This window comes from Pseudomonas sp. efr-133-TYG-5 (assembly GCF_030209175.1).
Taxonomy (GTDB): Bacteria; Pseudomonadota; Gammaproteobacteria; order Pseudomonadales; family Pseudomonadaceae; genus Aquipseudomonas.
In genome coordinates, this window is record NZ_JARVSM010000004.1 from 718,351 (window position 1) to 741,943 (window position 23,593).

General features: G+C 61.3%; 22 protein-coding genes, 1 tRNA gene and 1 pseudogene. 6 read left to right on the plus strand and 18 right to left on the minus strand.

The window, feature by feature from the left end; all coding sequences use genetic code 11:
* The first annotated feature begins 20 nt into the window (after nt 1-20).
* From QRN70_RS18080 to QRN70_RS18090, 3 genes are all read left to right on the plus strand, one after another.
* On the plus strand, nt 21-377 hold the full coding sequence (locus QRN70_RS18080) for a type II toxin-antitoxin system RelE/ParE family toxin (protein ID WP_285419374.1): 357 nt from the start codon (nt 21-23) through the stop codon (nt 375-377).
* On the plus strand, nt 370-690 hold the full coding sequence (locus tag QRN70_RS18085; protein ID WP_285419299.1) for a helix-turn-helix domain-containing protein: 321 nt from the start codon (nt 370-372) through the stop codon (nt 688-690). Before QRN70_RS18080 ends, QRN70_RS18085 begins: the two co-directional genes overlap by 8 nt.
* 107 nt (nt 691-797) lie before the next feature.
* Nucleotides 798-956: a YqaE/Pmp3 family membrane protein gene (locus QRN70_RS18090; RefSeq protein WP_003228885.1), complete on the plus strand. Its 159-nt coding sequence runs from the start codon at nt 798-800 to the stop codon at nt 954-956.
* Between the two features lie 68 nt (nt 957-1,024).
* Here QRN70_RS18090 and QRN70_RS18095 read toward each other — a convergent pair whose 3' ends face one another.
* From QRN70_RS18095 to QRN70_RS18140, 10 genes are all read right to left on the minus strand, one after another.
* On the minus strand, nt 1,025-2,836 hold the full coding sequence (locus tag QRN70_RS18095) for an alpha/beta hydrolase family protein (protein WP_285419300.1): 1,812 nt from the start codon (nt 2,834-2,836) through the stop codon (nt 1,025-1,027).
* Nucleotides 2,802-3,941 carry a pyrroloquinoline quinone biosynthesis protein PqqE gene (pqqE, locus tag QRN70_RS18100; protein WP_502941613.1) on the minus strand — a complete coding sequence of 380 codons (1,140 nt, stop codon included), beginning with the start codon at nt 3,939-3,941 and terminating at the stop codon, nt 2,802-2,804. Before pqqE ends, QRN70_RS18095 begins: the two co-directional genes overlap by 35 nt.
* Complete coding sequence (gene pqqD, locus QRN70_RS18105) at nt 3,934-4,209, minus strand: pyrroloquinoline quinone biosynthesis peptide chaperone PqqD (protein ID WP_025108597.1); 276 nt, start codon at nt 4,207-4,209, stop codon at nt 3,934-3,936. The genes pqqE and pqqD overlap by 8 nt, the downstream gene beginning before the upstream one ends.
* Nucleotides 4,206-4,958 carry a pyrroloquinoline-quinone synthase PqqC gene (gene pqqC, locus QRN70_RS18110; RefSeq protein ID WP_285419302.1) on the minus strand — a complete coding sequence of 251 codons (753 nt, stop codon included), beginning with the start codon at nt 4,956-4,958 and terminating at the stop codon, nt 4,206-4,208. The genes pqqD and pqqC overlap by 4 nt, the downstream gene beginning before the upstream one ends.
* A gap of 136 nt (nt 4,959-5,094) precedes the next feature.
* On the minus strand, nt 5,095-6,006 hold the full coding sequence (gene pqqB / locus QRN70_RS18115) for a pyrroloquinoline quinone biosynthesis protein PqqB (RefSeq protein WP_285419303.1): 912 nt from the start codon (nt 6,004-6,006) through the stop codon (nt 5,095-5,097).
* Between the two features lie 83 nt (nt 6,007-6,089).
* Nucleotides 6,090-6,164: a pyrroloquinoline quinone precursor peptide PqqA gene (pqqA, locus tag QRN70_RS18120; RefSeq protein WP_003444522.1), complete on the minus strand. Its 75-nt coding sequence runs from the start codon at nt 6,162-6,164 to the stop codon at nt 6,090-6,092.
* A 168-nt stretch (nt 6,165-6,332) separates the two neighbouring features.
* Entirely contained in the window at nt 6,333-8,759 is a 2,427-nt protein-coding gene (gene pqqF / locus QRN70_RS18125; protein WP_285419304.1) for a pyrroloquinoline quinone biosynthesis protein PqqF, read from the minus strand.
* Nucleotides 8,760-8,797: 38 nt separating this feature from the next.
* Nucleotides 8,798-9,592: a carbon-nitrogen hydrolase family protein gene (locus QRN70_RS18130; RefSeq protein ID WP_285419305.1), complete on the minus strand. Its 795-nt coding sequence runs from the start codon at nt 9,590-9,592 to the stop codon at nt 8,798-8,800.
* A gap of 12 nt (nt 9,593-9,604) precedes the next feature.
* Nucleotides 9,605-11,287, minus strand: coding sequence for a flavin monoamine oxidase family protein (locus QRN70_RS18135; protein WP_285419306.1), 1,683 nt, complete (start codon nt 11,285-11,287; stop codon nt 9,605-9,607).
* A gap of 173 nt (nt 11,288-11,460) precedes the next feature.
* Nucleotides 11,461-11,922, minus strand: coding sequence for an Lrp/AsnC family transcriptional regulator (locus tag QRN70_RS18140; RefSeq protein WP_285419307.1), 462 nt, complete (start codon nt 11,920-11,922; stop codon nt 11,461-11,463).
* 39 nt (nt 11,923-11,961) lie between these two features.
* Between QRN70_RS18140 and QRN70_RS18145 the strand changes: the two are divergent.
* From QRN70_RS18145 to QRN70_RS18155, 3 genes and pseudogenes are all read left to right on the plus strand, one after another.
* Nucleotides 11,962-12,429, plus strand: a pseudogene (locus QRN70_RS18145) (phage portal protein); the annotation flags it as partial.
* Between the two features lie 166 nt (nt 12,430-12,595).
* Nucleotides 12,596-12,835 carry a hypothetical protein gene (locus QRN70_RS18150; RefSeq protein WP_285419308.1) on the plus strand — a complete coding sequence of 80 codons (240 nt, stop codon included), beginning with the start codon at nt 12,596-12,598 and terminating at the stop codon, nt 12,833-12,835.
* Nucleotides 12,836-12,892: 57 nt separating this feature from the next.
* The gene (locus QRN70_RS18155; RefSeq protein ID WP_285419309.1) at nt 12,893-13,147 is read left to right on the plus strand and encodes an ogr/Delta-like zinc finger family protein; all 255 of its coding nucleotides are present in this window, start codon (nt 12,893-12,895) and stop codon (nt 13,145-13,147) included.
* 46 nt (nt 13,148-13,193) lie between these two features.
* Here the strand turns inward: QRN70_RS18155 and QRN70_RS18160 are convergent, their stop codons facing one another.
* The 8 genes from QRN70_RS18160 to rpsU form a co-directional block, all read right to left on the minus strand.
* Nucleotides 13,194-13,559 carry a DUF6124 family protein gene (locus QRN70_RS18160; RefSeq protein ID WP_285419310.1) on the minus strand — a complete coding sequence of 122 codons (366 nt, stop codon included), beginning with the start codon at nt 13,557-13,559 and terminating at the stop codon, nt 13,194-13,196.
* 334 nt (nt 13,560-13,893) lie between these two features.
* On the minus strand, nt 13,894-14,271 hold the full coding sequence (locus QRN70_RS18165; RefSeq protein ID WP_285419311.1) for a hypothetical protein: 378 nt from the start codon (nt 14,269-14,271) through the stop codon (nt 13,894-13,896).
* 265 nt (nt 14,272-14,536) lie between these two features.
* The gene (locus QRN70_RS18170) at nt 14,537-14,728 is read right to left on the minus strand and encodes a hypothetical protein (RefSeq protein WP_285419312.1); all 192 of its coding nucleotides are present in this window, start codon (nt 14,726-14,728) and stop codon (nt 14,537-14,539) included.
* Nucleotides 14,729-14,856: 128 nt separating this feature from the next.
* Nucleotides 14,857-14,933, minus strand: a tRNA-Ile gene (locus QRN70_RS18175).
* Nucleotides 14,934-14,948: 15 nt separating this feature from the next.
* The gene (locus QRN70_RS18180) at nt 14,949-18,695 is read right to left on the minus strand and encodes a bifunctional diguanylate cyclase/phosphodiesterase (protein WP_285419313.1); all 3,747 of its coding nucleotides are present in this window, start codon (nt 18,693-18,695) and stop codon (nt 14,949-14,951) included.
* A gap of 125 nt (nt 18,696-18,820) precedes the next feature.
* Entirely contained in the window at nt 18,821-20,668 is a 1,848-nt protein-coding gene (gene rpoD, locus QRN70_RS18185) for an RNA polymerase sigma factor RpoD (RefSeq protein ID WP_285419314.1), read from the minus strand.
* 67 nt (nt 20,669-20,735) lie between these two features.
* Nucleotides 20,736-22,703, minus strand: a complete 1,968-nt coding sequence (gene dnaG / locus QRN70_RS18190; RefSeq protein ID WP_285419315.1) for a DNA primase — start codon at nt 22,701-22,703, stop codon at nt 20,736-20,738.
* 482 nt (nt 22,704-23,185) lie between these two features.
* Nucleotides 23,186-23,401: a 30S ribosomal protein S21 gene (gene rpsU, locus QRN70_RS18195; protein ID WP_002551877.1), complete on the minus strand. Its 216-nt coding sequence runs from the start codon at nt 23,399-23,401 to the stop codon at nt 23,186-23,188.
* Between the last annotated feature and the right edge of the window lie 192 nt (nt 23,402-23,593).

Genomic DNA, 23,593 nt, shown 5'->3' on the forward strand with positions numbered 1-23,593 from the left:
TGTTTTCGGAAGGGATGCCGATGTCGTTCAGGTTGTTCAAGACCAAGGGGTTTGCGGTACAAGCGAGCAAGGCATGGATCACTGACCAGGAGCTCCGAGAGGCCTTTGCCGAGATGCTCAAGGGGCAGGCCGACAATCTCGGCGGCGGGGTCTGGAAGAAACGTCTGAATGCCAATCGCCATCGCTCGATCGTGCTGGCCAAGGGTGGGCAGCACTGGATTTATCAAGTGCTGTTCGCCAAGCAGGATCGGAGCAACATCAGCCCCATGGAGTTGATGCAATTGCGCAAGCTGGCAAAGGCCTATGCGCAACTCACGGACGAGCAAATCAAGGCATTGCTGGCGTTGCAGGAGTTTGTGGAGATATCCCATGAGTAAGAAATTCAAGAGTGCGGTGTTTGAATCGGTACATGAGTCGGCCAATGCTCTGCTGACAGTCGGGGCAATCAGCAAGGCGACGATGCGCGAGTTCGATGATTCATGTTTGGCATCGGTGCCTGACGCCATCCCGGCGGCGCAGATCAAGGCGCTACGTGAGCGCAACAATGTCAGCCAGCCGGTGTTTGCACGGTATTTGAATACCAGTGCCTCGACCGTCAAACAGTGGGAGTCAGGGGACAAGCACCCCAGCGGGATGGCACTGAAACTGCTGAGCATCGTGGAGAAACACGGGCTGCAAATTCTCGCTTGAGTCGGCGATCGTGCCCTGAAGCATGAAAGCAGTGAACCCTGACGAACGGCACGGGTCGATTAGCTTGTGTGGCTCAACTGAGCCAACCCCCAATCAGGAGCTGCCCCATGGACTTTATCCGCATCATCATCGCCATTCTGTTGCCGCCACTGGGTGTGTTTCTGCAGGTCGGGTTCGGCGGCGCGTTCTGGCTGAATATTCTGCTGACGCTGTGCGGCTACATTCCTGGGATCGTGCACGCGGTGTACATCATCGCCAAGCGTTGAATGCAGCGCCGCCTCGATTGCCTTGCCGGCGATCGAGGCGGCGTTTTTTTGCGCAATGACGGCGCACGTCAGTCCGTCAGCCCCATCACCCGCCGATAGAACTGCCACTCGTGCTCCAGCGCGTGCGCCTGATTCACCGCCCGGCGAAAGCCATGGCGCTCGTCCGCGTAGTAGTGCGCCTCGACCGCGATGCCATTGCGCTCCAGCGCCGTCACCATGTCGCGGGTCTGCTGTGGCACGACGACGGCGTCCAGTTCGCCCTGGAAGAAAATCACCGGCACGCGGATGTTGCTCGCGTGCAGCAACGGTGTGCGGGCAGCGTAGCGCTCGGCGTCCTGCGCGGGATCGCCGATCAGCCAGTCGAGGTAATCACCTTCGAACTTATGCGTTGCCCGGGCCAGTGCCACCGGGTCGCTGACCCCGTACAAACTGGCACCCGCGCGGAATACCTGGGCAAACGCCAGCGCGCACAACGTGGTGTAGCCGCCGGCGCTGCCGCCCCGAATGAAGGCGCGTTCGCCATCGATCAGGCCTTGTCCGGCCAGATAGGTGACCACCGCGCAGGCGTCTTCGACATCCACCACGCCCCAGCTCAAATGCAAGGCCTGGCGATAGGCGCGGCCATAACCGCTGCTGCCGCGATAGTTGAGGTCGGCGACGGCGAAGCCGCGTTGCGTCCAGTACTGGATGCGCGGGTCGAGGATCGGGTAGCAGGCCGAGGTCGGGCCGCCGTGGATGAACACCACCAGCGGTGGCCTGGCGTCGTCGTTCATCGCCGGATAAAAGAACCCGTGCGCCTCACCTGCACCGCTGGGATAACGCAGGGTTTGCGGACGGCTGATGCGTTCGGCGGGCAAGGGCGCCACGCCACCGGCCAGCACGCTGACTTCGCGGCTGGCGCGATCAATGGCGATGACCGCCGCCGGGCTGATCGGTGACGCGGCGATGCAGTAGATGTATTGCTGATCCAGCGCCAGATGCCGGAAGCGGCTGTAGGCGCCGCTGAAGTCGTCGCCGTCGAGTGCCAGGCGGCCAAAACCGTCTTCGCTCCAGCTCGCCAGGAACGAATCGCCCACCGGCAACCAGGTGCAGCCGCCCAATTGCCAGGGCGCGGGGGCATGGTCGGCCTTGGCGCTGGGCAGAGGATGCAAGCCGTCGGCCGTTTCGCCCCACGGCTGCCAGAAGCCGCCGCGATCGCTCAGGCAGTACAGGCGTCCCTGGGCGTCGAAGCGCGGTTGCTGGATCGACTCTTCAAAGGCGTCACCGGCGACGCAGCGCGGGGCGGCGAAAGCGCCCTCGGCCGCACGTTGCGCCACCATCAACCGCGTCGACGTCCACGGCTGATGCGGCCGGCTCCACTCGATCCAGGCCAGTCGCGAGCCGTCCGGGCTGAGGAGCGGCGCAGCATAGAAATCCGCGCCTTCAGCCAGTAAGTGCCGCGTGCCGTCAGCCAGATCAATCGCCACCAGCCGATGCCGCTCGCGCTGTTCCTCCACCGCAAGCACCTGGCCCGCGGCGAAGTGCAGATCACCGTAGCGGCAGTCGCCAGCCGTCAGTGCGCGAGGCTCGCCATCCAGCGCCTGGTGGTAGAGCTGCTGGTCTGTCTCATTGACGAAAACCACCCCGTCCGGGGTCAGACAAAACGCACCGCCGCCATATTCGTACACTCGACTGCGCACGCTGAACGCCGCAGGCGTCAGGCATTTCGCCACGCCGTCGCGCCACTGCCAGATCCGGCACGCGGCATCTTCCGGGCGATATTCATTCCAGAACAGACCCTGGGCGCCGAGCTGCAATTCGGCGAAATCCACGCCGGCGGCGACGGCCTGGGCGGCGCTGAAAGGCTCAGCCCTTGGCGATGAGGCGCGAGTTTCGTTCATTGCGAAAGGCCAGTTGTTCGATGGTCTGGGTGGCGTGCTCGGCTTCTTCGCGGGCCTTGAGGATCACGCCGTGATGTTCGGACTTGCTGCACACCGGGTCGGCATTGCTGGCGTCACCGGTCAGCATGAAGGCCTGGCAGCGGCAGCCGCCGAAGTCCTGCTCCTTTTCGTCGCAGGAGCGGCACGGCTCGGGCATCCAGTCGTAACCGCGAAAGCGGTTGAAGCCGAACGAGTCGTACCAGATGTGCTGCATGCTGTGCTCGCGCACGTTGGGAAATTGTACCGGCAGCTGTCGGGCGCCATGGCAGGGCAGGGCGGTGCCGTCCGGTGTCACCGTCAGAAACAGGCTGCCCCAGCCGTTCATGCAGGCTTTCGGGCGTTCTTCGTAGTAGTCCGGTGTGACGAAGATCAGCTTGCACGGATGCCCTTCGGCCTGCAGTTTGGCGCGGTATTCGTTGGTGATGCGTTCGGCGCGCACCAGCTGCTCTTTGGTCGGCAACAGGCCGACGCGGTTGAGCTGCGCCCAGCCGTAGAACTGGCAGGTGGCGAGTTCGACGAAGTCGGCCTCCAGCGCGATGCACAGCTCGATAATGCGGTCGATCCTGTCGATGTTGTGCCGATGGGTGACGAAGTTCAGCACCATCGGATAGCCGTGGGCCTTTACCGCCCGGGCCATTTCCAGCTTTTGCGCGAAGGCTTTCTTCGAGCCGGCGAGCAGGTTGTTCACTTGCTCGTCGCTGGCCTGGAAACTGATCTGGATGTGATCGAGCCCGGCCTTCTTGAAATCGCTGATTTTCTGCTCGGTAAGGCCGATGCCGGAGGTGATCAGGTTGGTGTAGAACCCCAACTGCCGCGCCTCGCCGATCAGCTCGGCGAGGTCCTGGCGCACCAGCGGTTCACCGCCGGAGAAGCCCAGTTGCGCTGCGCCCATCTCCCGCGCCTCGCGAAACACCTTGATCCATTGCGCGGTGCTCAGCTCCTTGCCTTGCTCGGCGAAATCCAGCGGGTTGGAGCAGTACGGGCATTGCAGCGGGCAGCGGTAGGTCAGCTCGGCGAGCAGCCACAGCGGCAGGCCGACCTCAGGCTTGGGCGGCAGCTCAGTCAAGGGTGATCCAGTGCTGCGCACGGGCAACCTCCATGAATTGCTCGATGTCGTCACCGAGCTCGGGCACGCCGGGGAACTGCTCGTCGAGTTTGGCGATGATCGCTGCGACATCCCGTTCACCGTCGATCAGCCCGCCGATCAGCGCAGCGCTGTCGTTGAGCTTGATCATGCCCTCGGGATAGAGCAGCACGTGGCCTTTTTGCGCCGGTTCGTACTGGAAGCGATAACCGGGACGCCAGGTCGGGGTTTTGCTGCGGTCGAAACTCATAACGTGATTCCTTTGTGCCAGACCCGCTGCGCGGTGACGCTGTGATACGGCGGGCGGTGCAGTTCGTAAGCCATGCTCATGGCGTCGAGCATGCTCCAAAGAATGTCCAGTTTGAACTGGAGAATTTCCAGCATGCGCTCCTGGCCTTCGCGCGTCTTGTAGTGCTCGAGCGTGATCGCCAGACCGTGTTCGACATCGCGCCGCGCCTGGCCGAGGCGAGTACGGAAATATTCGTAGCCGGCCGGGTCGATCCACGGGTAATGCTGCGGCCAGCTGTCGAGGCGCGACTGATGAATCTGCGGCGCGAACAGTTCGGTCAACGAGCTGCTGGCGGCTTCCTGCCAACTGGCGCGGCGGGCGAAGTTGACGTAGGCATCGACGGCGAAACGCACCCCGGGCAGCACCAGTTCCTGGGAGCGCAACTGCTCCGGATCGAGGCCGACCGCCTGGCCGAGACGCAGCCAGGCTTCGATGCCACCGTCTTCACCGGGCGCGCCGTCGTGGTCGAGCAGACGCTGGATCCACTCGCGACGGATCTCGCGATCCGGGCAGTTGGCAAGGATCGCCGCGTCCTTGAGGGGAATGTTCACCTGATAGTAGAAGCGGTTGGCGACCCAGCCCTGGATCTGTTCGCGGCTGGCCCGGCCTTCGTACATCGCCACGTGGTACGGGTGATGGATGTGGTAGTAGGCGCCCTTGGCGCGCAGGGCCGCTTCGAATTCGGCGGGGGACATCGGGGTGTCGGTCATTGCGGTTCTCCGGGGAACAACCGTTGGAATCCTGGGTGTCTATTCGGACGCCTTCGCGAGCAAGCTCGCTCCCACAGGGTTTGTGAACGCCACAGATCCAATGTGGGAGCAGGCTTGCTCGCGAAGAGGCCATCCGCTACAGCACGATACTCATGCCATCAAACGCCACTTCAACATGACGCCGGGCCAGTTCTGCTCGTTCCGGCGAATCTTCATCGAGAATCGGGTTGGTGTTGTTGATGTGGATAAGTACCTTGCGTTGCTCGGGCAACTGCGCCAGCACTTCGAGCATGCCGCCGGGACCATTCTGCGCCAGGTGGCCCATCTCCCGACCGGTGCGGGTTCCGACGCCGCGGCGCTGCATTTCGTCGTCGTCCCACAGCGTGCCGTCCACCAGCAGGCAGTCGCTGCCGGCCATGATCTCCAGCAGCGCCTCGTCGACCTTGCCCAGGCCCGGGGCGTAGAACAGTTTGCCGCCGGTGGCGAGGTCCTCGACGATCAGGCCGATGTTGTCGCCAGGGTGCGGGTCGAAGCGGTGTGGTGAGTAGGGCGGCGCCGCGCTGCGCAATGGCAGCGGGGTGAAGCGCAGGTTCGGGCAGGCCGCGACGCTGAAGCTCTGGTCGAGCTCGATGCGGTTCCAGTCCAGCCCGCCGTTCCAGTGGGTCAGCATGTTGAACAGCGGGAAACCGCTGCTCAGGTCTTCGTGGACCATGTCCGTGCACCAGACCTGATGCGGGCAGCCCTCGCGCAGGCTGAGCAGGCCGGTGGTGTGGTCGATCTGGCTGTCCATCAGGATGATCGCGCTGATGCCGGTGTCGCGCAGCGCCCGGCCCGGTTGCATCGGGGCGAAGTTCTGCAGTTGCGCGCGGATATCCGGCGAGGCGTTGCACAACACCCAGTTCACGCCGTCGTCGGAAATGGCGATGGACGATTGGGTGCGGGCCTTGGCATTCAGGCTGCCGTCGCGGAAACCGGCGCAATTGACGCAATTGCAGTTCCACTGCGGAAAACCGCCACCTGCGGCCGAACCCAGAATCTGGACAAACATGAGCGCTCCATCATTTCAACGCTGAAAATAAAACGCCCCGGCGAGCCGAGGCGTTGCACTGCAGTGTTCTGCCGGGGCAGAACTCAGCGGCTGGCGAAGTACATGGTGACTTCGAAGCCGATACGCAGGTCGGTGTAAGCCGGTTTGGTCCAAGCCATGAGGTGACTCCTTCAAGTAGGTGGTGCGGTGGAAGGGATAGCGCTGTCCATAGGTATAGTCCACGGCAGCGCAGGGATGTTCCAAATAGTTAGGCTGCTATGTTACTCAAAATTTCCACGGCTTGGCCCATGAATCTTTGAGAAAGCTCCTTGCAGCCTCGGTAATGATCATTTTGCCGCTTGCCAGGACGCATCCGGCGCCGGGGCATTTGCCAGGCAGTGCCAGCCGGCCTCGGCGCGGATCAGGCGTTGCGCGGCGACCAGCAAGGCCGAGGGCTCGAGTTGCCTGATGGCGCTGGACAGTTGCGCCAGATAATCCGACGAATGGCCAGCCAGTCGGGCCTGCCACAGCAGTTCGGCGGCGTCTTTGCTGGACAGGACGCTGGCGTCCAGATGCATCGCCAGGATCTGGCGTTGCTCGTCGAAACTTCTCTCATCGAATGTTTCGATCAGCGCCGGAATGGCTTCGATGAACTGTCGGATATGGCCGAGCAACGTCTCGACGCTGACCGTTGGCGATTGCACGCCGAACATCCAGCCACTTTGCCCGTGTACCTGGCGGAACGCGCTGAACACCGCGTAGCCCAGCTGCAAATCGCCGCGCAGTCGCTGATAGAACGGCGTATGGCACAGGTGCGCAAGAAACCGCCAGGCGGCTTCAGCGCTGAGGTCCGGGCCGGCGGTCGGACAGAACAACAGCAAGGCGTGTTCGCCGCAGGCGCTGCCGATCTGGCTCCAGAGGTAGCCACGGTTGACCGCGGCCGGTGCTGGCAACTGGTTGTCCGGCGTCCCGGGAATACGGCTCAGGGCCAGGCCCATCGCCGCTTGGGTCTGAGCATTCAGGCCCAGGGCCAGGCCGTCCCAGCGCGAAGTTGTCCACAGCTGGGTGATGTCGTCGCAAGGCGCCAACGCCGGCAGGCTGCGTTCGGGCCAGGCCTTGAGCAACTGGCGGATCGGCAGCAACGCTGCCGGCGGCTCGCCGCGTGGGGAATCGGCGTCGACTTGCGTCAGAGATTTCAGCGCATGCTCGAGGACAACCGGCAGCGGCTCCTGCAGGCCGGTCAATTTCAGCAGCCATTGATTCGCACTGGTATCGAGTGACACCTCGACCCCGGCCTGACGCGCGTCTTCCGTCACTTCCCGCAGGCTGCGTTGCAGGCGTGCCTGCAGGTCGGTCGTCGCCCCTGCCGTTGTCTGCCAGCGCAGAAACACCGCGCCTGCGTCAGTGTTGTCCGGCAGCGCCTGGCTGAATTGCATCGGCGAACGTTCGCGGCGGCTGCGCGAGCGATCCTGGGCAAACGTGCGCAAGCCGCGGTGAGCGCTGGTCTGGCCGCGGATCAGCCCGGCATTGGCCAGAGGCTCGGCAGCCCGCAGAAACGGATTGGCGGCAGGCAATTGCCAGTGGCTGCTGAAGTTATCCACAACACCGAGTTTGCCGAGGATGTACTGCAGCGCGGCGACAGCCGATTCGCCGAGGCCGGGCTCGCGTTGTTCAACGTCGCGCCGGGCCTGTTGCAGCGGACTGCTGGCCTGCTGCTGGCGCTGCAGCAGGGCTGCGTATTCCGCGCGCAGCGCCGGCCAGTCGCGTTGGGCGGCGAAGAAGCTCAGCCAGTCGAGCGTCTGTTCGCGCAGGCTGTTGATCGATTCCGCTTGGGCGCTGAACTGCACCTGCAACAGCGCTTGCCCTCCAAACTGGTACGGCACCGTGGCGTGCAGACCGGCAGCCAGGCCTTGTTGCTGCAACAGCGCGAGCAGTCCGGCGGGTTTGCTGCTGTTCAGCCAGTGGCAGAGGAAGGCCAATGCTTCGGCCGAGGATTCCGGCAGCGCCTCCAGGGCAAACAGCAGGCTGCATGCCTGCTCGCCGACCTGTTGATAACTTGACGATGACCCGTCCAGCAGGCGCGGCGGCGCAGATTGCGCCAAGTTATCCCCAGCCGGCAGCACGGCGGCGAACTGTTCGGCCAGTTCGCGCAATTCGGCCACGCTTTGCGGACCCACCAGACTCAACGTCATTTGCCCGGTGCGATAGAACTGTTGGTGAAAAGCCCTCAGTGCCTGCTGAAACGCCGCCTGCTCCACCGGCAGGCTGTCGCGATTGCCGGCGTGAAAACCACGCAATGGATGCGCCGGCGCCAGACCGTCGAACAATGCCTGGTGCTGCTGCGCCGCAACATCCTGCGACCAGGCGACAAATTCCGCCTGCAACACTTCCCGTTCACGCCGTTGATCGTCGGCATTCATGCGCGGGTGGGCGAGCATGTCTGACAAACGCTGCAGGCCGGCGCTGAGGGCCAGCGGCGGCAATTCAAAAAAGAAATCGGTGCTGCGTTCGCGGGTACTGGCATTGACCTGTCCGCCGTGACTTTGCACGTAGGCCATCAGTCCTTCGCGGGCAGGAAAACGCTCGGTGCCAAGAAACAGCAGATGTTCGAGGAAATGCGCCAGCCCCGGCCACGCCAACGGCACGTCATGGCTGCCGGCAGCCACCCGCAACGCGGCGGCACTGCGCTTCAGGCCGGGCACGTGACGCAGGGTCACGCGCAAGCCGTTGGCCAGGGTTTCAGTGTGGGGGCGGGGGTGAGTCGGCGCAGGCATGGGCACTTCCAGAACAGTGAAGTGCCAATGCTAGCGGATTAGCGCTTGTTCAGCGCGTCGTATAGTTCGGGGCGCCGGTCGTTGAAGTAGCGATTGGCGGCGCGCGAGTCGAGCATCAACTGGCGATTCAGCTCACCGACGATCAACGCTTCGTCGAGTCCCGCCTGGGCGATGCGACTGCCATCCGGCGCGGCGATGCTGCTTTGCCCGCAGTAATGGATATCGCCTTCATGACCGCAATAGTTGGCGTACGCCACGTAGCACTGGTTTTCAAAGGCACGGGCGCGCACGGACACATCGGCGATGAAATCGAACGGAATCATGTTGGCGGTCGGCACCAGAATCAGCTCGGCACCTTCGAGGGCCAGGCGCCGGGCGTTCTCCGGGAACTCCAGGTCGTAGCAGATCAGGAAACCGAGCTTCCAGCCGTTGAGCTCGACGATGGGAAAGTCGCCCTCGCCTGGGCTGAACATTGAACGATCGAGATCGCCGAACAGGTGGGTCTTGCGGTAATTGCACAGGCGCTCGCCGTGGGCGTCGATCAGTTGCACGGCGTTGTAGATCTGGCCGTCGGCGGTGCGCTCCGGGTAGCCGTACAGGATCGCCAGGCCGGCAGCCTTGGCGATGCGGCCGATCTGCTGCGCCCATTCACCGTTGTAGACCTCGGCCAATGTGCTGACCGCTTCTTTGCCGATGTTGTAGCCGGTCAGGAACATTTCCGGCACCACCAGCAGGTCGGCGCCCTTGGCCTCCATCCCCAGTTGATGCAGGCGCTGCAGGTTGGCGGCAGGTTCCAGGGGCCGCGGCGGACATTGGTAAAGGGCTACACGCATCGGGGATTCCTCTTACTCGGGCAGGGCGATAGGGCCGATGTCTTTGAACACATCACCCGGGCCTGGGTTCTCTTTATGTGTCGACCCACCGAAGTGCTTCATGATTCCCCACACCGCGTTGAGCGATGTCTGCACCGCGCCTTCGACCCACGCCGGCGTCCACGAAACGTCGTCGCCGGCGATGAAGATCCCGCGCTGCTCCGCCGGCATGTCGTCCTGCATGAAGTGCGCATACATGCGCTGGTTGTAGCGGTAGTGGCCGGGCAGGGCACCCTTGAACGCACCGAGGAAGTAAGGGTCGGCCTCCCACGACACGGTGATCGGATCGCCAATGATCCGCGCGGCGATGTCGACTTTCGGGTAGATCTTTTTCAACGCGTTCAACGCCAGTTCAACGCGTTTTTCCACCGGATGCGGGAGCATTTTCAGCGCGTCGCTCATCCACGAGTAGGACAGGCAGATCACCCCTGGCTTGTCGTCGCCGTTGTCAAACAGATAGGTGCCGCGGGTCAGGCGATCGGTGAGGGTCATGCTCATCAGGTCGCGGCCGGTCTGCGGATCCTTGTCCTTCCAGAACGGCCGGTCGACCATGACGAAAGTCTTCGACGACTGCATGTAGCGCGTGCGGTCGAGGGCCATCCACATCTTTTGCGAGAACAGGGTTTCGTCACATTCGATCTGCGTGGTCAGCAGCCAGCTCTGACAAGTGGTCAGCACGGCGGCGTATTCGCGGGTGTCGCCATTGTTGTCAGTGACCGCAAAGCGACCGTCCGGCGCATGGGCGATTTTCTTCACCCCCGAGCGCGGCGCGCCACGGTGCAGGGATTTCAGGCTGGTGCCCTCTGGCCAGTGCACGCAGCGCTCCGGTACATGGCGCCAGATGCCTTGCGGAACCTGCTCGACGCCACCCACCACCAGATGCTGGTGATCGTCGCAGTTGGTCATGACCACGCGGAAGATTTCCAGCATCGAGTTGGGGAAGTCCGAGTCCCAGCCACCGGTGCCGAAACCGACCTGGCCGAACACTTCGCGGTGATGGAACGACAGCTTGGCGAAGGCTTTCGAGGTGGCGACAAAGTCATAGAACGTGCGGTCGTCCCACAGCGGCACCAGGGTGTTCCACAGCGCTTTGAGGCGTGGCACATCGCGGTCGCGAATGGCTTGCTGGATCTCGGAGAACTGCGAACCGGCCTCCAGGGCATCGGCCCAGGCGTCAGCAACTTCCTGGAACAGTGCAGGAAGATCGGCCAGTTTCTGTGCGTAATGGGTTTTGCCTTCCAGATCAATCACGGTGCTGCCGGAGGCTGCGGTGAGCGGGTTGGGGAAGGGTTTGGTTTGCAGGCCGAGCTTGTCGACATAGTGGTAGAACGCCGTGGACGACACCGGAAAGCGCATGCCGCCCAGTTCCGCGACGATGCCGTCGGTGCCGTTGAACGCCTGCGAGCGCAGGCGCCCGCCGAGCTTCGACGCTTCGTAGACCACCGGTTTCAGGCCCAGCTTCATCAGTTCGTAAGCGGCCACCAGCCCGGCGATACCGGCGCCGACAATCGCCACCTCGGCGCCGTGGTGCTGCTCGGGAATGCTGCCCAGGCCGGCCGGGTGTTCGATCCAGTCGTCGAACGCGAAAGGAAAGTCCGGGCCGAAAATAGTGATCGGCTTCTTACCGTCTGCAGGATGGCGATTGTTCTTGTTCATGGCTGACCTTGCTGGCGACCCGACGCCGGATGCGCGTCTGAGTATAGGAAAAGATGCCAGCCATTCTAGGGAGCGTGGAACACGTTAATAAGACGCAAAGTGTCGTCGTTTTGCCATTTGACCAAGCAAAGTGACAAGGTGATGTTTCAAATTGACCGACGCCGGCCTGGCGCTTAAACCGGATGCCCGCGATCGATCTTGCTGCTGAGGATGATTGAGGTGGTGGTTTTCTCGACACCGTCGACGCTGCCTATCTGATCCAGCAACTGATCCAGTTGCTCCGGCGAATCGGTGCGCAGCCACGCCACGTAATCGAATTCGCCACTCACCGCACACAGTTGCTGGACCTGGGCCATGGCGCTCAAGCGGCGCAGCACCTCTTTGCCGGATCGCGGCTGCACCTTGATCCCGACGTAAGCCTGCAATCCGCCATCCACCACGCGCTGGCCGAGGCGCACGCCATAACCGGTGATCACCTTGGCCTTTTCCAATCGTGCTAACCGCGAAGTGACGGTGGTGCGCGCGATCCCGAGCTGCCGGGCAAGCATCGCCACGCTTTCGCGGGCGTTGATCTGCAGGGCGGCGATTAGCTGGCGGTCGATTTCATCAAGCACGGGCGGGCGGGTGTCTGGCAAGGGGCGGCTCCATTGGCGCGGATCGTGGACCAGCGCATGTTACAGGCTCTGCCGGTGGGATATAGAGCCTTGTTCCGGCGCCGCTATTTCAACAACGGCGCGCATGCAGGCTTTGTGTTCTACACCAACGACCCGAACCTGTCGGAAGAGGATGAGCAGGCGCTGCAGGCGAAGATTGCCGGGAGCAAGGGCGTGGGTAACTTCCGCTCGCTGTTCGTGAACATTCCCGGGGGCAGCGACCGGGCGATTCAAATTATTCCCGTGGGGGACATTGCGACGAAGGATGAGTTTGAGCGGATCAAGAACATCACGCGCAACGACGTGATCGCGGCCTGGCGAATGAACCCGGCGTTAGCGGGGGTGATGCCAGAGAACGCGGCGGGGTTTGGGGATATCGAGAAGATCGACCGGGTGTATTCGAACAATGAGATACGGCCGATAAATCAGCTGTTTTTGCAAGTGAATGAGCATTTACGAAGTGATCGGCGGGTCTGTTGGCGCGACTGAGCACGGTTGCCACTCCTGGCGATATGGCTTCTCGTAATAATTTATATGCGTAATTGATCTGAAAAACTGTCAGATCTGACAGTGGTCGTGGAAGTTTGTAATGGGCACGATAAATTTCAGCTTCGTTTGAAGTGTTTTAAACTTTCTATTCGCCGGAGTCATGATCATGGTTATGAAAGAACTTGGTGTTTCTGTTCGGAATATGCCTGTAGGGATCTCGAAAGAAAAGTTTGAAAGCGATTTCTTTAAAGCAACTCTCCGTCGCGTCGTTTCATACAATATAAATGCAGAGAGAGTCGCGACGGTTGAGTATGACCCGTCTGCTCCAAAAATGGCGCAAACGCCTAGAGTTCGGTTAGAACCAGGGATGTATCTGTTGTATGAAGATTTGTTGTTAACGGAGTGAAGGGATAATTTGTAGTTATAGTGATAAAATGAACACGGAGCCTTCTGGAGAGAAGTGATGCGTGTTTATTGCAATATGTGTACGGAAAAAGGTCGCATAGTTTCGCGAGATGAACTTTCGTTGGAGTTCGCCCGATTATACTGCCAGTGCTCTTCAGTAAAATGTGGCCACACGTGGGTGGCGAATCTCACGTTTTCTCATACGTTGAGCCCCTCGGCGCAGGCGGTCGATCGATTGTTGTTCGACCGTTTGCGCACGTTGTCGCGCAACGAGCAGCGTGATCTGTTCGATCAGTTGGGGGCGGTTTCCTGAGGGTGCTGCTGGGGCTGTGGCGAGGGGCCCTCGCCACAGGTGACGACTATTCAGTCGGGACTAGTTTATCGAGCAGTCGATTGGCGGCGATTTCCGCGACCATGACGATCTGGGCGATGCCTTGCGCCGTTTTGCGGTGGGAGCCTTCGAGTACGCCGGCGAAGTCGTTGAGCATGACGGTGGCCGAGCCGAGGGTTTCGCAGACGTCGACCAGTAACGGTTCGCTGGCGATGGCCGGGTTGACCTGGTAGAAGCGGTTGGGCGCGTAGGGCACGGCCATCATGTGGGCGGACAACGGGCCCAGGTGATGGTCGAGGGCGCGCTCGGCGGCTTCGTTGAATTGCTTTGAGCCGGGACATGCGTAGGGGGATGCCGGGTCAATATCCGGCGGATTAGGCGTTACCTTGAACATTCTTCTTTTTCCCTATGTTATGCGGCCAAGACCCTGGCTACTAAACGAGGGTGGAGGCAGCCGTACGCAGGTTAGTAGACCGGGGAAAAGAAGAAAGCCGGCGTGCCCGAGGGCACCCTACGCACAGCCGCCATCAAGCTCAGGTAATTGCTACCTGTTCTGACAAACGCTTGTGCTCTTCAATTACCTCGGGCTACTAAACCCGATCACTGGGAATCAGTGACACGACTCAAGTTACCGATGGCCTCTAGGGAGCACAAGCCGGCGGATTCTGGCGCACGCGTAGGCAGCGGCGCAAGGTTTTGTGGGCTTTGGGACGTATCACGGCGTGTCCTTAAACATCGTTTTCCAGTGGTGTTAAACCGCAGCCTGTAACTGGAGAAATAGCTGACGGAACAGGTCGTGTCGTGGTGCTTGAACGGCGGCCATGGGGCTGTTGGGAGGGGCGTGGCTTGCGCGGGCGGTGACGCCGAGGGCGAGTCGCCGGTGCCGTCGACCTGGCGTGTCCCGCACGTGATTGGACTGCAGCGCTGAGCTGACGCTCGGCTGTTTCGAACACCTGCATTTGCTGTATGCCGTACTCGATCAGGGCCAGTTTGCTGCGCTCGGTGAAGGCGACGTCGCTGGTGGATAGATCGATGAACAGTGACAGTGCGTGGCCGCACTCTTCGAACTTTTCGCGGATTTCCAGGACGTCTTTGTTCTTGGACATTATTTAACTCCTTGTTTATATGCCGTCGGCGGCGAGTTTATTTATGTTTAAAGTTTTGCGTCAAGGTTTTTAATGCTTAGCGATTTTTGGTGGTTGGCTTTGGTAACTTGTCTGTCGCAATTTATGAAGTTTCCTACGTGTTGTCGGTCATATAGGGCGAGCTGTGTTTTTAATGTTCGGCGAAACATAGCGCGGTTATATGCAGCGATATGCAAACAATAGGGGCGCAATGGCGCCCTTATTGTTTTCGCGCCGTGATGCTTTTTTAAGCCTGGTGCAATCGAGTGGCGGTGTAGATCGGCTGCCAGTCACAGCGCACTTCAAACAAGCCCTCATCACTGCCGGCGACGTCTTTCAAGTGCACGACGGTGACGTGGCTCGGGGTGTCGTGGGGGTGAGCACGCCAGTGTTGGGCAGTGGTGAGTTCGGCCAGGCCTTGCGCGCTTCGCGGACACACGAAACCGATTCGCTGAAAAGACCAGGTGTGGACACTTTGTGGACACTTTGGGTGTTGCTGAGGCTGTCAGCGATGTTTGAACGTGAAGGGGATATGTGCAAAAGCCGCGCAATGCGCGGCTTTCAAGGTGGTGGGCCCACACGGACTTGAACCGTGGACCAAAGGATTATGAGTCCTCTGCTCTAACCAACTGAGCTATAGGCCCTCAGTAGGCCGCGGATTATAGCGACGGTTTCTCGGCTGTGCTATCCGAAAAATCGGATACGGCGATGCGCAGAAACGTCGCGGCGAATTCCTCAGGGGGCAGTGGCAGGCTGACGATGTAGCCCTGGATCTGTTCGCAGCCCTCGGCGGCGAGGAATTGCTGCTGGGCCTGGGTTTCCACGCCCTCGGCGATCACGGTGAACTGCATGCTGCGGCCCAGGGCGATGATGGCGCGCACGATTGCGGCGTCGTGCGGATCGTCGGGCAGGCCACGGACGAAGGACTGGTCGATCTTGAGGATGTCCAGCGGCAGGCGCTTGAGGTAGCTCAATGAGGAGTACCCGGTGCCGAAGTCGTCGATGGCCAGTTGCACGCCGAGGTGTTTGAGCTGGTGCAGCACCGCCAGGGCCTCTTCGGCCTGGCTCATGATGAAGTTTTCGGTAATTTCCAGTTGCAGCAGATCCGGCCTAAGGCGGTTTTCCTTGAGCAGTTGCTCGATGCGGCCGAGCAGGTTCGGCTGACGCAACTGCGCGCCGGCGAGGTTGACCGAGAGCGGGCCGAGGGATTCGTAGATCTGGTGCCACTCGAACATTTGCCGGCATGCGGTCTCCAGCACCCAGTCGCCGATTTGCAGGATCATGCCGTTCTCTTCGGCCAATGGAATGAAGTGCTCGGGCGGCACTTCGCCGAAGGTCGGATGACGCCAGCGGATCAGCGCTTCGGCGCCGACCAGGCTGTGGTCGTCGAGGCTGATTTTCGGCTGGTAATAGAGGAACAGTTCGTCGCGTTCGATGGCGCGGCGCAACTCGTGTTCCAGCGCCACCCGTTCGCTGGCCTGGGCCGTGAGGTCGCGGGTATAGCTCTCGACCCGGTTGCGGCCCTTGGCCTTGGAGCGGTACATCGCCGCGTCGGCGTTTTTCACCAGGGTGGCGACGTCGCAGCCGTCGCGCGGGTAAAGGCTGGTGCCGATGCTGGCACTGATGAAAAACTCGTGTTCGCCGGCCTGGAACGGCGCGCTGAAGCAGTTCAGCAGTTTGGTGGCGATGTTGTCGGCGTCGCTGGCCTGTTGCAGGCCGGGCAGCAAGATGATGAATTCGTCGCCGCCCAGGCGCGCCACGGTATCGATGTCGCGCAGTTGTTCCTTCAGGCGCACGGCGATGCCCTTGAGCAGCAGGTCGCCGACCGGATGGCCGAGGCTGTCGTTGATGTGTTTGAAGCGGTCGAGGTCGAGAAACAGCACCGCGCCCTGACCGCCGTTTTCCTGCTGGCTGTTGAGCGCCATGAGCAGGCGACTCTCGAACAGCGTGCGGTTGGGCAGGCCGGTGAGCGGGTCGTGGTGCGCCTGGTAATCGAGCCGGGCCTGGGCGTGCTTGAGGCTGGAAATGTCGGCGAACACCGCGACGAAATGGGTGATGAATTTGTCGCGGTTGCGCACGGCGCTGATGGTCAGCCAGCTCGGGTACAGTTCGCCGTTCTTGCGCCGGTTGGAAATCTCGCCCTGCCAGTGACCCTCGGCGGTCAGCTGATGCCACATCGCGGCGTAGAACGCGCTGTCGTGCAGGCCCGAGGCCAGCAGGCGCGGGGTGTGGCCGAGGGCTTCGCTTTCGCTGTAACCGGTGATTTCGGTGAACGCCCGGTTGACCGCGCTGATGTGCTGCTGGGTATCGGTAATCAACACACCTTCGGCGGTGCTCTCGAACACGGTCGCGGCTTGTTGCAGTTTTTCCTGCATGAGGTGGCGTTCGGTGATGTCGCGGGCGATGGTCAGCATGCAGTCTTCATCGCCGATCGGCAGTGGACGACTGGACACTTCGCAGAGGCGGATCTGCCCGTCGCTGCGGCGGATATGGCAGCTGAAATCGCGGACGAAGCCGTCGCGGTGGAGCAGATCGAGCATCTGCTTGCGTTCGTTGAGGTTGACCCAGATCCCCAGGTCCAGCGCCGAGCGATCCACCGACATGGCGCTGTTGAAGCCGGTGATGCGGCTGAAACCTTCGTTGACCTCCAGCAGCAGGCCGTCGCTCTGGCGCGACAGCAGCAAGCCGTCCGGCGAGGCGTGGAAGGCCTTGGCGAATTTCTCTTCGGAAGTCTGCAGTTGCTGCTGGGTTTCCTTGAGCTGGGTGATGTCGCGCACCACCACCACCAGTGCCGGAGTCGTGTCGAGGTCGAACGGTTCGGCGGAAATCAGGCCGGTGAACACCTGGCCATTGTTGCGCCGAAAGGGCATCTCCAGGTTGCGGATGCTGCCGGCCTGCAAGCGCTGCAACAGGCCCGGGCCGACGCCGGGAATGCCCCAGATATTGAGCTCGGTGGCGGTCTGGCCGATGACTTCCTCGGCCTTGAGCCCGATCTGCTCCTCGAAGGCCTCGTTGACCTCCAGCAGACAGCCGTCCGACAGTCTTGCGATGACCAGAATGTCCGGGCATTGCTGGAACACCGAGGCGAATTTCTGCTCGGACTGGCGCAACGCCTCTTCGGTGCGCTTGGTTTCGCTGATGTCGATCATCAGGCCGCGCATGACCGGCTCGTGGCCGTGTTCGATCAGGCTGACGATGTCGCGTACCCAAAGGCAGCGGCCGTCGGCGGTAATCACCCGGTAATCGAGGCTGTGATCGCGCCCGGCCAGCACTTCGTGATCGCAGAAACTCTGCGCGCGGGTCAGGTCGGCGGGGTGGATGATGTTGCGCCAGAAGCCGGGGATCAGCCAGTGCGACAGTGGATAACCGAGCAAGTCTTCGGCGTGGGGCGATACGTAGCTGTAGGTGAAATCGCTGATACGCGCTTCCCAGGCAATGGCGGACAGGCTCTCCACCAGGCCGCGGTAGTGGTACTCGCTGCTGCGCAGTTCCTGTTCGAGATCGATGCGCCGCGAGATCTCCGAACTCAGGCGCCGGTTGATGCGGATCACCACCGCCAGCACGATCACCAGCAAGACCAGGCCGGGCAGGCCGTACACCAGCAGATCCGACCAGAATGTCCGATGATCGAGGACGTTGCCCACCCAATGCTCCTGGATGGCGCTGATTTCCTCGGGGCTCATGTCCGCCAGGACTTTATCGAGAATGCCCACGAGCATTTTGTTGTCGCGCGGCACACCCATCGCCAATTGGTAGCGATACGGCGTTTCGCCACTGACGTACAGGCCGTCGAGCTTGAGCTGACGCAGGCTCCAGACACTGGAGGCGAGGTCGCCGACCACCGCGTCCACTTCGTCGGTGGCCAGCGCCTGCAAGGCCGAACTGACGTTGGGCATGGCCACCAGATTCAGGTCGGGATGGTGGGTGCGCAGCAGTTCGTGGGGCGCGTAGTTTTCCACCACGGCGATTTTCAGGCCGTACAGGTCCTCGAGTTTGCGCGGTTGCGGGCCGCCGACGTGGGCCAGGATGACGATGGGGAAATCGAGATAGGGGCGGGTGAACGACAGATACGACTGGCGCTCGGGGGTCGACATGATGCCCGGGAGCAAATCGATGGTGCCTTGCCTGGCCTGATCCAGCACCACCGTCCAGCTCACCGGTTCGATGGGTGTGAGTTTGATCGCCAGGCGCTGGCGAATCACGTCAATGTAGTCGGCCGCCAGCCCTTGGTAGCGGCTCTGGTCGTCACGAAACTCGAACGGTGGCCACGACGCATCGACACCCAGGCGCAAGTCCGGGTGAGCCGCCAGCCAGCTACGTTCTTCGTCGGTCAGAGTCAGCGCGTCAGCCGTTGCGGTCCAGATCATCAGTGACAGCAAAAAAAGCACGGACGCCAGTCTGGGCATAACGGTCTCGTTATGGCTCGGGGGTGATTGTTTCGAGTGTAGACGGGGTACGCAGGGGAGGGGTGGTGCGAAGAATTTAATCTGCCTGTAAACAAAACCCCCGGCCTGGGCCGGGGGTTCTGGTATCACTCGTCGAGGAAGGAGCGCAGATGCTCGCTTCGCGTCGGGTGGCGCAGCTTGCGCAGCGCCTTGGCTTCGATCTGACGGATCCGCTCGCGGGTCACGTCAAACTGTTTGCCGACTTCTTCGAGCGTATGGTCGGTGTTCATGTCGATACCGAAACGCATGCGCAGTACCTTGGCTTCACGGGCAGTGAGGCCGGACAGCACTTCGCGGGTCGCTTCTTTCAGACTTTCGACGGTGGCGACATCGATTGGCGACTGCATGGTCGAGTCTTCGATGAAGTCACCCAGATGGGAGTCTTCGTCATCACCGATCGGGGTTTCCATGGAGATCGGCTCTTTGGCGATCTTCAATACCTTGCGGATCTTGTCCTCAGGCATTTCCATGCGCTCACCCAGCTCTTCCGGGGTCGGTTCGCGACCCATTTCCTGCAGCATCTGCCGGGAAATACGGTTGAGCTTGTTGATCGTCTCGATCATGTGCACCGGAATACGGATGGTGCGGGCCTGGTCGGCGATCGAGCGAGTGATCGCCTGACGGATCCACCAGGTGGCATAAGTCGAGAACTTGTAACCACGACGGTATTCGAACTTGTCGACCGCTTTCATCAGGCCGATGTTGCCTTCCTGGATCAGATCGAGGAATTGCAGGCCGCGGTTGGTGTACTTCTTGGCGATCGAGATCACCAGACGCAGGTTGGCTTCAACCATCTCTTTCTTCGCGCGGCGGGCCTTGGCCTCACCAATCGACATGCGACGGTTGATGTCCTTGATTTCAGCGATGGTCAAACCGGTTTCGGTTTCCAGCGCGATCAGTTTCTGCTGGCAACGGATGATGTCCGGCTGCACGCGACCGATGGCTTCGGCGTACTTGCTCTTGCCTTTGGCCAGGGCGTCGGACCAGCTTTCGTCGACTTCGTTGCCCGGGAACTGGCGCAGGAAATCGGCGCGCGGCATACGTGCATCACGTACGCACAGCTGCATGATCGCGCGCTCTTGCTGACGCAGACGATCCAGGGCGCTGCGGACACGCTCGACCAGGGCTTCGAATTGCTTCGGCACCAGTTTGATCGGCATGAACAGCTCGGCCAGGGCCAACAGCTCGGCAATTGCCGCCTTGTTGTGACGACCGTGCTTTTTCAGGGCCTTGCGGGTGATTTCCATCTGATCGGCGACAGCGCCGAAACGCTGGGCGGCGATGACCGGATCCGGACCGCTTTCGGCTTCTTCTTCGTCATCCGAAGCTTCGGCGTCATCGTCGTCGGAATCGTCGTCGGCCTTGGCGGCTTTCGCGTCGATCGGCGGTGGCACTTCGGCAGCGGGCGGCGCAATGCCGTCGTCTGCGTCGATGTAGCCGCTCAGAACGTCGGACAGGCGGCCACCTTCGGTGGTGACACGCGTGTATTCGGAGAGAATGTGGTCAACCGTGCCAGGGAAGTGCGCGATGGCGCTCATCACTTCACGGATGCCTTCTTCGATACGCTTGGCGATTTCGATTTCGCCTTCACGAGTCAGAAGCTCGACCGTACCCATTTCGCGCATGTACATGCGCACCGGGTCAGTGGTGCGACCGATATCGGTCTCCACCGCGGCCAACGCGGCGGCGGCTTCTTCCGCTGCGGCCTCGTCGGTATCGGCGTCGGCCAACATAAGGGCGTCCGCATCCGGAGCACTCTCGTGTACGGGGATCCCCATGTCGTTAATCATGCGGATGATGTCTTCCACCTGCTCCGGATCTGAAATATCCTCGGGCAGGTGGTCGTTGACCTCGGCGTAAGTCAGATACTTCTGCTCACGACCCAGTTTGATCAACTCAATAATACGAGACTGCTGTTGCGCTTTTCCGGACATAACACCCTATCCACTGAAGGTCTTGGCGGGCAAAAAACAAGCCGAGGATTATACCTGAGCTATGACCTCACGCGCCAGTTGAGGTCGGGTTTGATGCGGAAACATTGCGACTTAAAAGGTCGCGCAGTTGATTTTTTTCGTCGGCGCTCAGTTCGCTTTGACGGGCTTTCCTGAGCAGTTGTTCCAGATTTCGCTCGCGTTGGCGGGCTGACAAGCTAGTAATGGTGTCGAAAAACTGTTGTTCAAGGTTATCTCCGTCAATCAGCCATTCCTTTTCCGCCAGTGCCTTGAGCAGGCGACCCTGTTCAGTGCCGTGCCATCGCGCGATCAACTGAAATGAGTTTAGCTTGGGATTCTTCTGTACGGCTTCGAGCAGTGCCACCAGCAGTTGCGTGTTGGTGTGGTCCTCGGCCGCGAAGTGCCCGGCGTCCTCGACTTTTTCCGCCAGTTGCGGGTGGTGCAGCAAGGTGCGCAGGGCGGCCAGTGTGGGAGGTTCGACGGCGGCCGGCACGCGCGGGGCACGTGGCTGATCGCGATCACCCCCGCGCTTGCCGTTCTTGTCCCAGGGTTTCTTGTCCCATTTCTTGCCGCCGGCGCCGCTTTTCTTCGGCGTCCACTCCTGTTGCGGCACATACATGTCCTGTGCCTGCGGCTGATGGTAGTCGCTGTAGTCCGGCATTGCGTCGTAATCGATGCCCGGATCGTAGGCCGGCGGTGCCTCTTGCGGCGCGCTCTGGGCCAGCTGACTGACGGTTTCGCTGCTCAGGCCGGTGATTTCGCTCAGGCGCTGGCGCATCAGGGTCCGCAGGTTGGCTCCGGGCACTTTGTCGATCAGCGGCGCCGCAAGTGTCGCCATGTGCGCCTTGCCTTCGAGCGAGCGCGGGTCGGCTTCCTCGGTCAGCTGCTGGAAGAAATAGTCCGCCAACGGCTGTGCATGCTGATTGATCCGGGCACGGAAAGCGTCGGTGCCTTCGGCGCGGATCAGTGTGTCCGGGTCTTCGCCTTCGGGTAGAAACAGAAAGCGTGCCCGGCGCCCGTCCTGCAGGCTGCTCAGCGTTGCTTCCAGTGCTCGCCAGGCGGCGTTGCGCCCGGCCTGGTCGCCGTCGAAGCAGAACAGCACGTTCGGCACCACGCGAAACAGGCGCTTGAGGTGTTCTTCGCTGGTGGCGGTGCCCAGTGTCGCGACGGCATTGCGCAGGCCTTGCTGGGCCAGGGCGATGACGTCCATGTAGCCCTCGACGACGATGATTTCGTCGAGGTTGCGGTTGTTCTTGCGTGCTTCGTACAGGCCGTAGAGTTCCTGGCCCTTGTGGAAGACCGGGGTTTCCGGCGAGTTGAGGTATTTCGGCTTGTCGTCGCCGAGTACCCGGCCGCCGAAGGCAATGATGCGCCCGCGGGTATCGCGGATCGGGAACATCACGCGGTCGCGGAAGCGGTCATAGCGCTTGCCGGTTTCGGCGTTCTCGATCAGCAGGCCGGCGTCGATCATGGCTTTCTGCTGCAGGGTATCGCTGCTCAAGTGCTTGAACAGGTTGTCCCAGCCTGGCGGGGCGAAGCCGAGGCCGAAGTCGCGGGCGATCTCGCCGGTCAGGCCACGGCCCTTGAGGTAGTCCACGGCGGCCTTGCGCGCCGGGTGGCTCTTGAGCGCCTGGCGATAGAAGTCGGCGGCCGCGCTCAGCAGTGGGTACAGCGGCGAATCGGTCGGCTGTCGCGGTTTGTGCGCGCGGCCGCTTTCTTCGCGCGGCACTTCCATGCCGGCAGCCTTGGCCAGGTCCTCGACGGCCTGGGGGAAGTCCAAGTTGTCGTGGTCCATGAGAAAACCGAGGGCGTTGCCACCGGCACCGCAACCGAAGCAGTAATAGAACTGCTTGTCGGGGCTGACGCTGAACGACGGGGTTTTCTCTTTGTGGAACGGGCAGCAGGCCGTGTAGTTCTTGCCGGCCTTCTTCAATTGCACGCGCGAGCTGACCACGTCGACGATGTCGGTGCGGTTCAGAAGGTCGTCAATGAAGCTCTGCGGAATCAGCCCGGCCATGGCGTTCTCGTCGTCTGCGCTGTAATGGATCCGATGCGAAGGGCGGCCGGACGCGGGTCAATGTCTGATGCGCGCACCAAGGGCGGCTCGACCAGGGTCGTCTGCGTAATCGCTGTCGGGAAGTGTATCTGCCGAAAATCCACTGACGTTAGTACCAATCAGTCTTCGACCATGTGAAAGTGTTGCGCTGAATCCGCTGTGGCCAGTCGAGGGCCCCGGATAGCTCAATGAAGCGGGCACGCAAGCAGGTGCCTTGGGCTGATCGTCGTAAGAGGAATCAGTGGGTGTGCTCGTCAGTAGCCTTGAAAGGCTCGTCAGAAAAGACGTGCACCGCTGGCAAAAGAGCCAGGCCTGACGCGGTGAAGCGGGTTGTCTCGGTCGCGTCTGCGGCGTCGACGGTGAAGCATCAAGCGTTTTCCGCAAATGCCATAAGCCCGGCTGAGGGCCGGGCTTGGCAGAAGCTTGCTACGAACGTCTGTGTATTAGTACAGACGAACGGCGCGGCGCTGTTCGCGCTGAACTTTCTTGGCGTGACGCTTAACAGCAGCAGCTGCCTTGCGCTTACGCTCAGAAGTTGGCTTCTCGTAAAATTCGCGGCTACGAACTTCAGCCAGTACACCGGCTTTTTCGCAGGAGCGCTTGAAACGACGCAGAGCTACGTCGAAGGGTTCGTTCTCTTTAACTTTGACGGCTGGCATCCAGAGCTACCTTCATTCATTACCGGGGTCAACATCCTCGCGGCAAAAGAGCACTTGAAGACGTCGGTTTTTAAGGGTTGCGGATGTTAACCCCTCATCGCTCGGAATGCAAAGCCTCTGATCGAAAACCGCTGGTCGGGGCATCCCGCGACGACTATTATGCGCGCCTTCGAATTCAGCCTAAACAAGGCG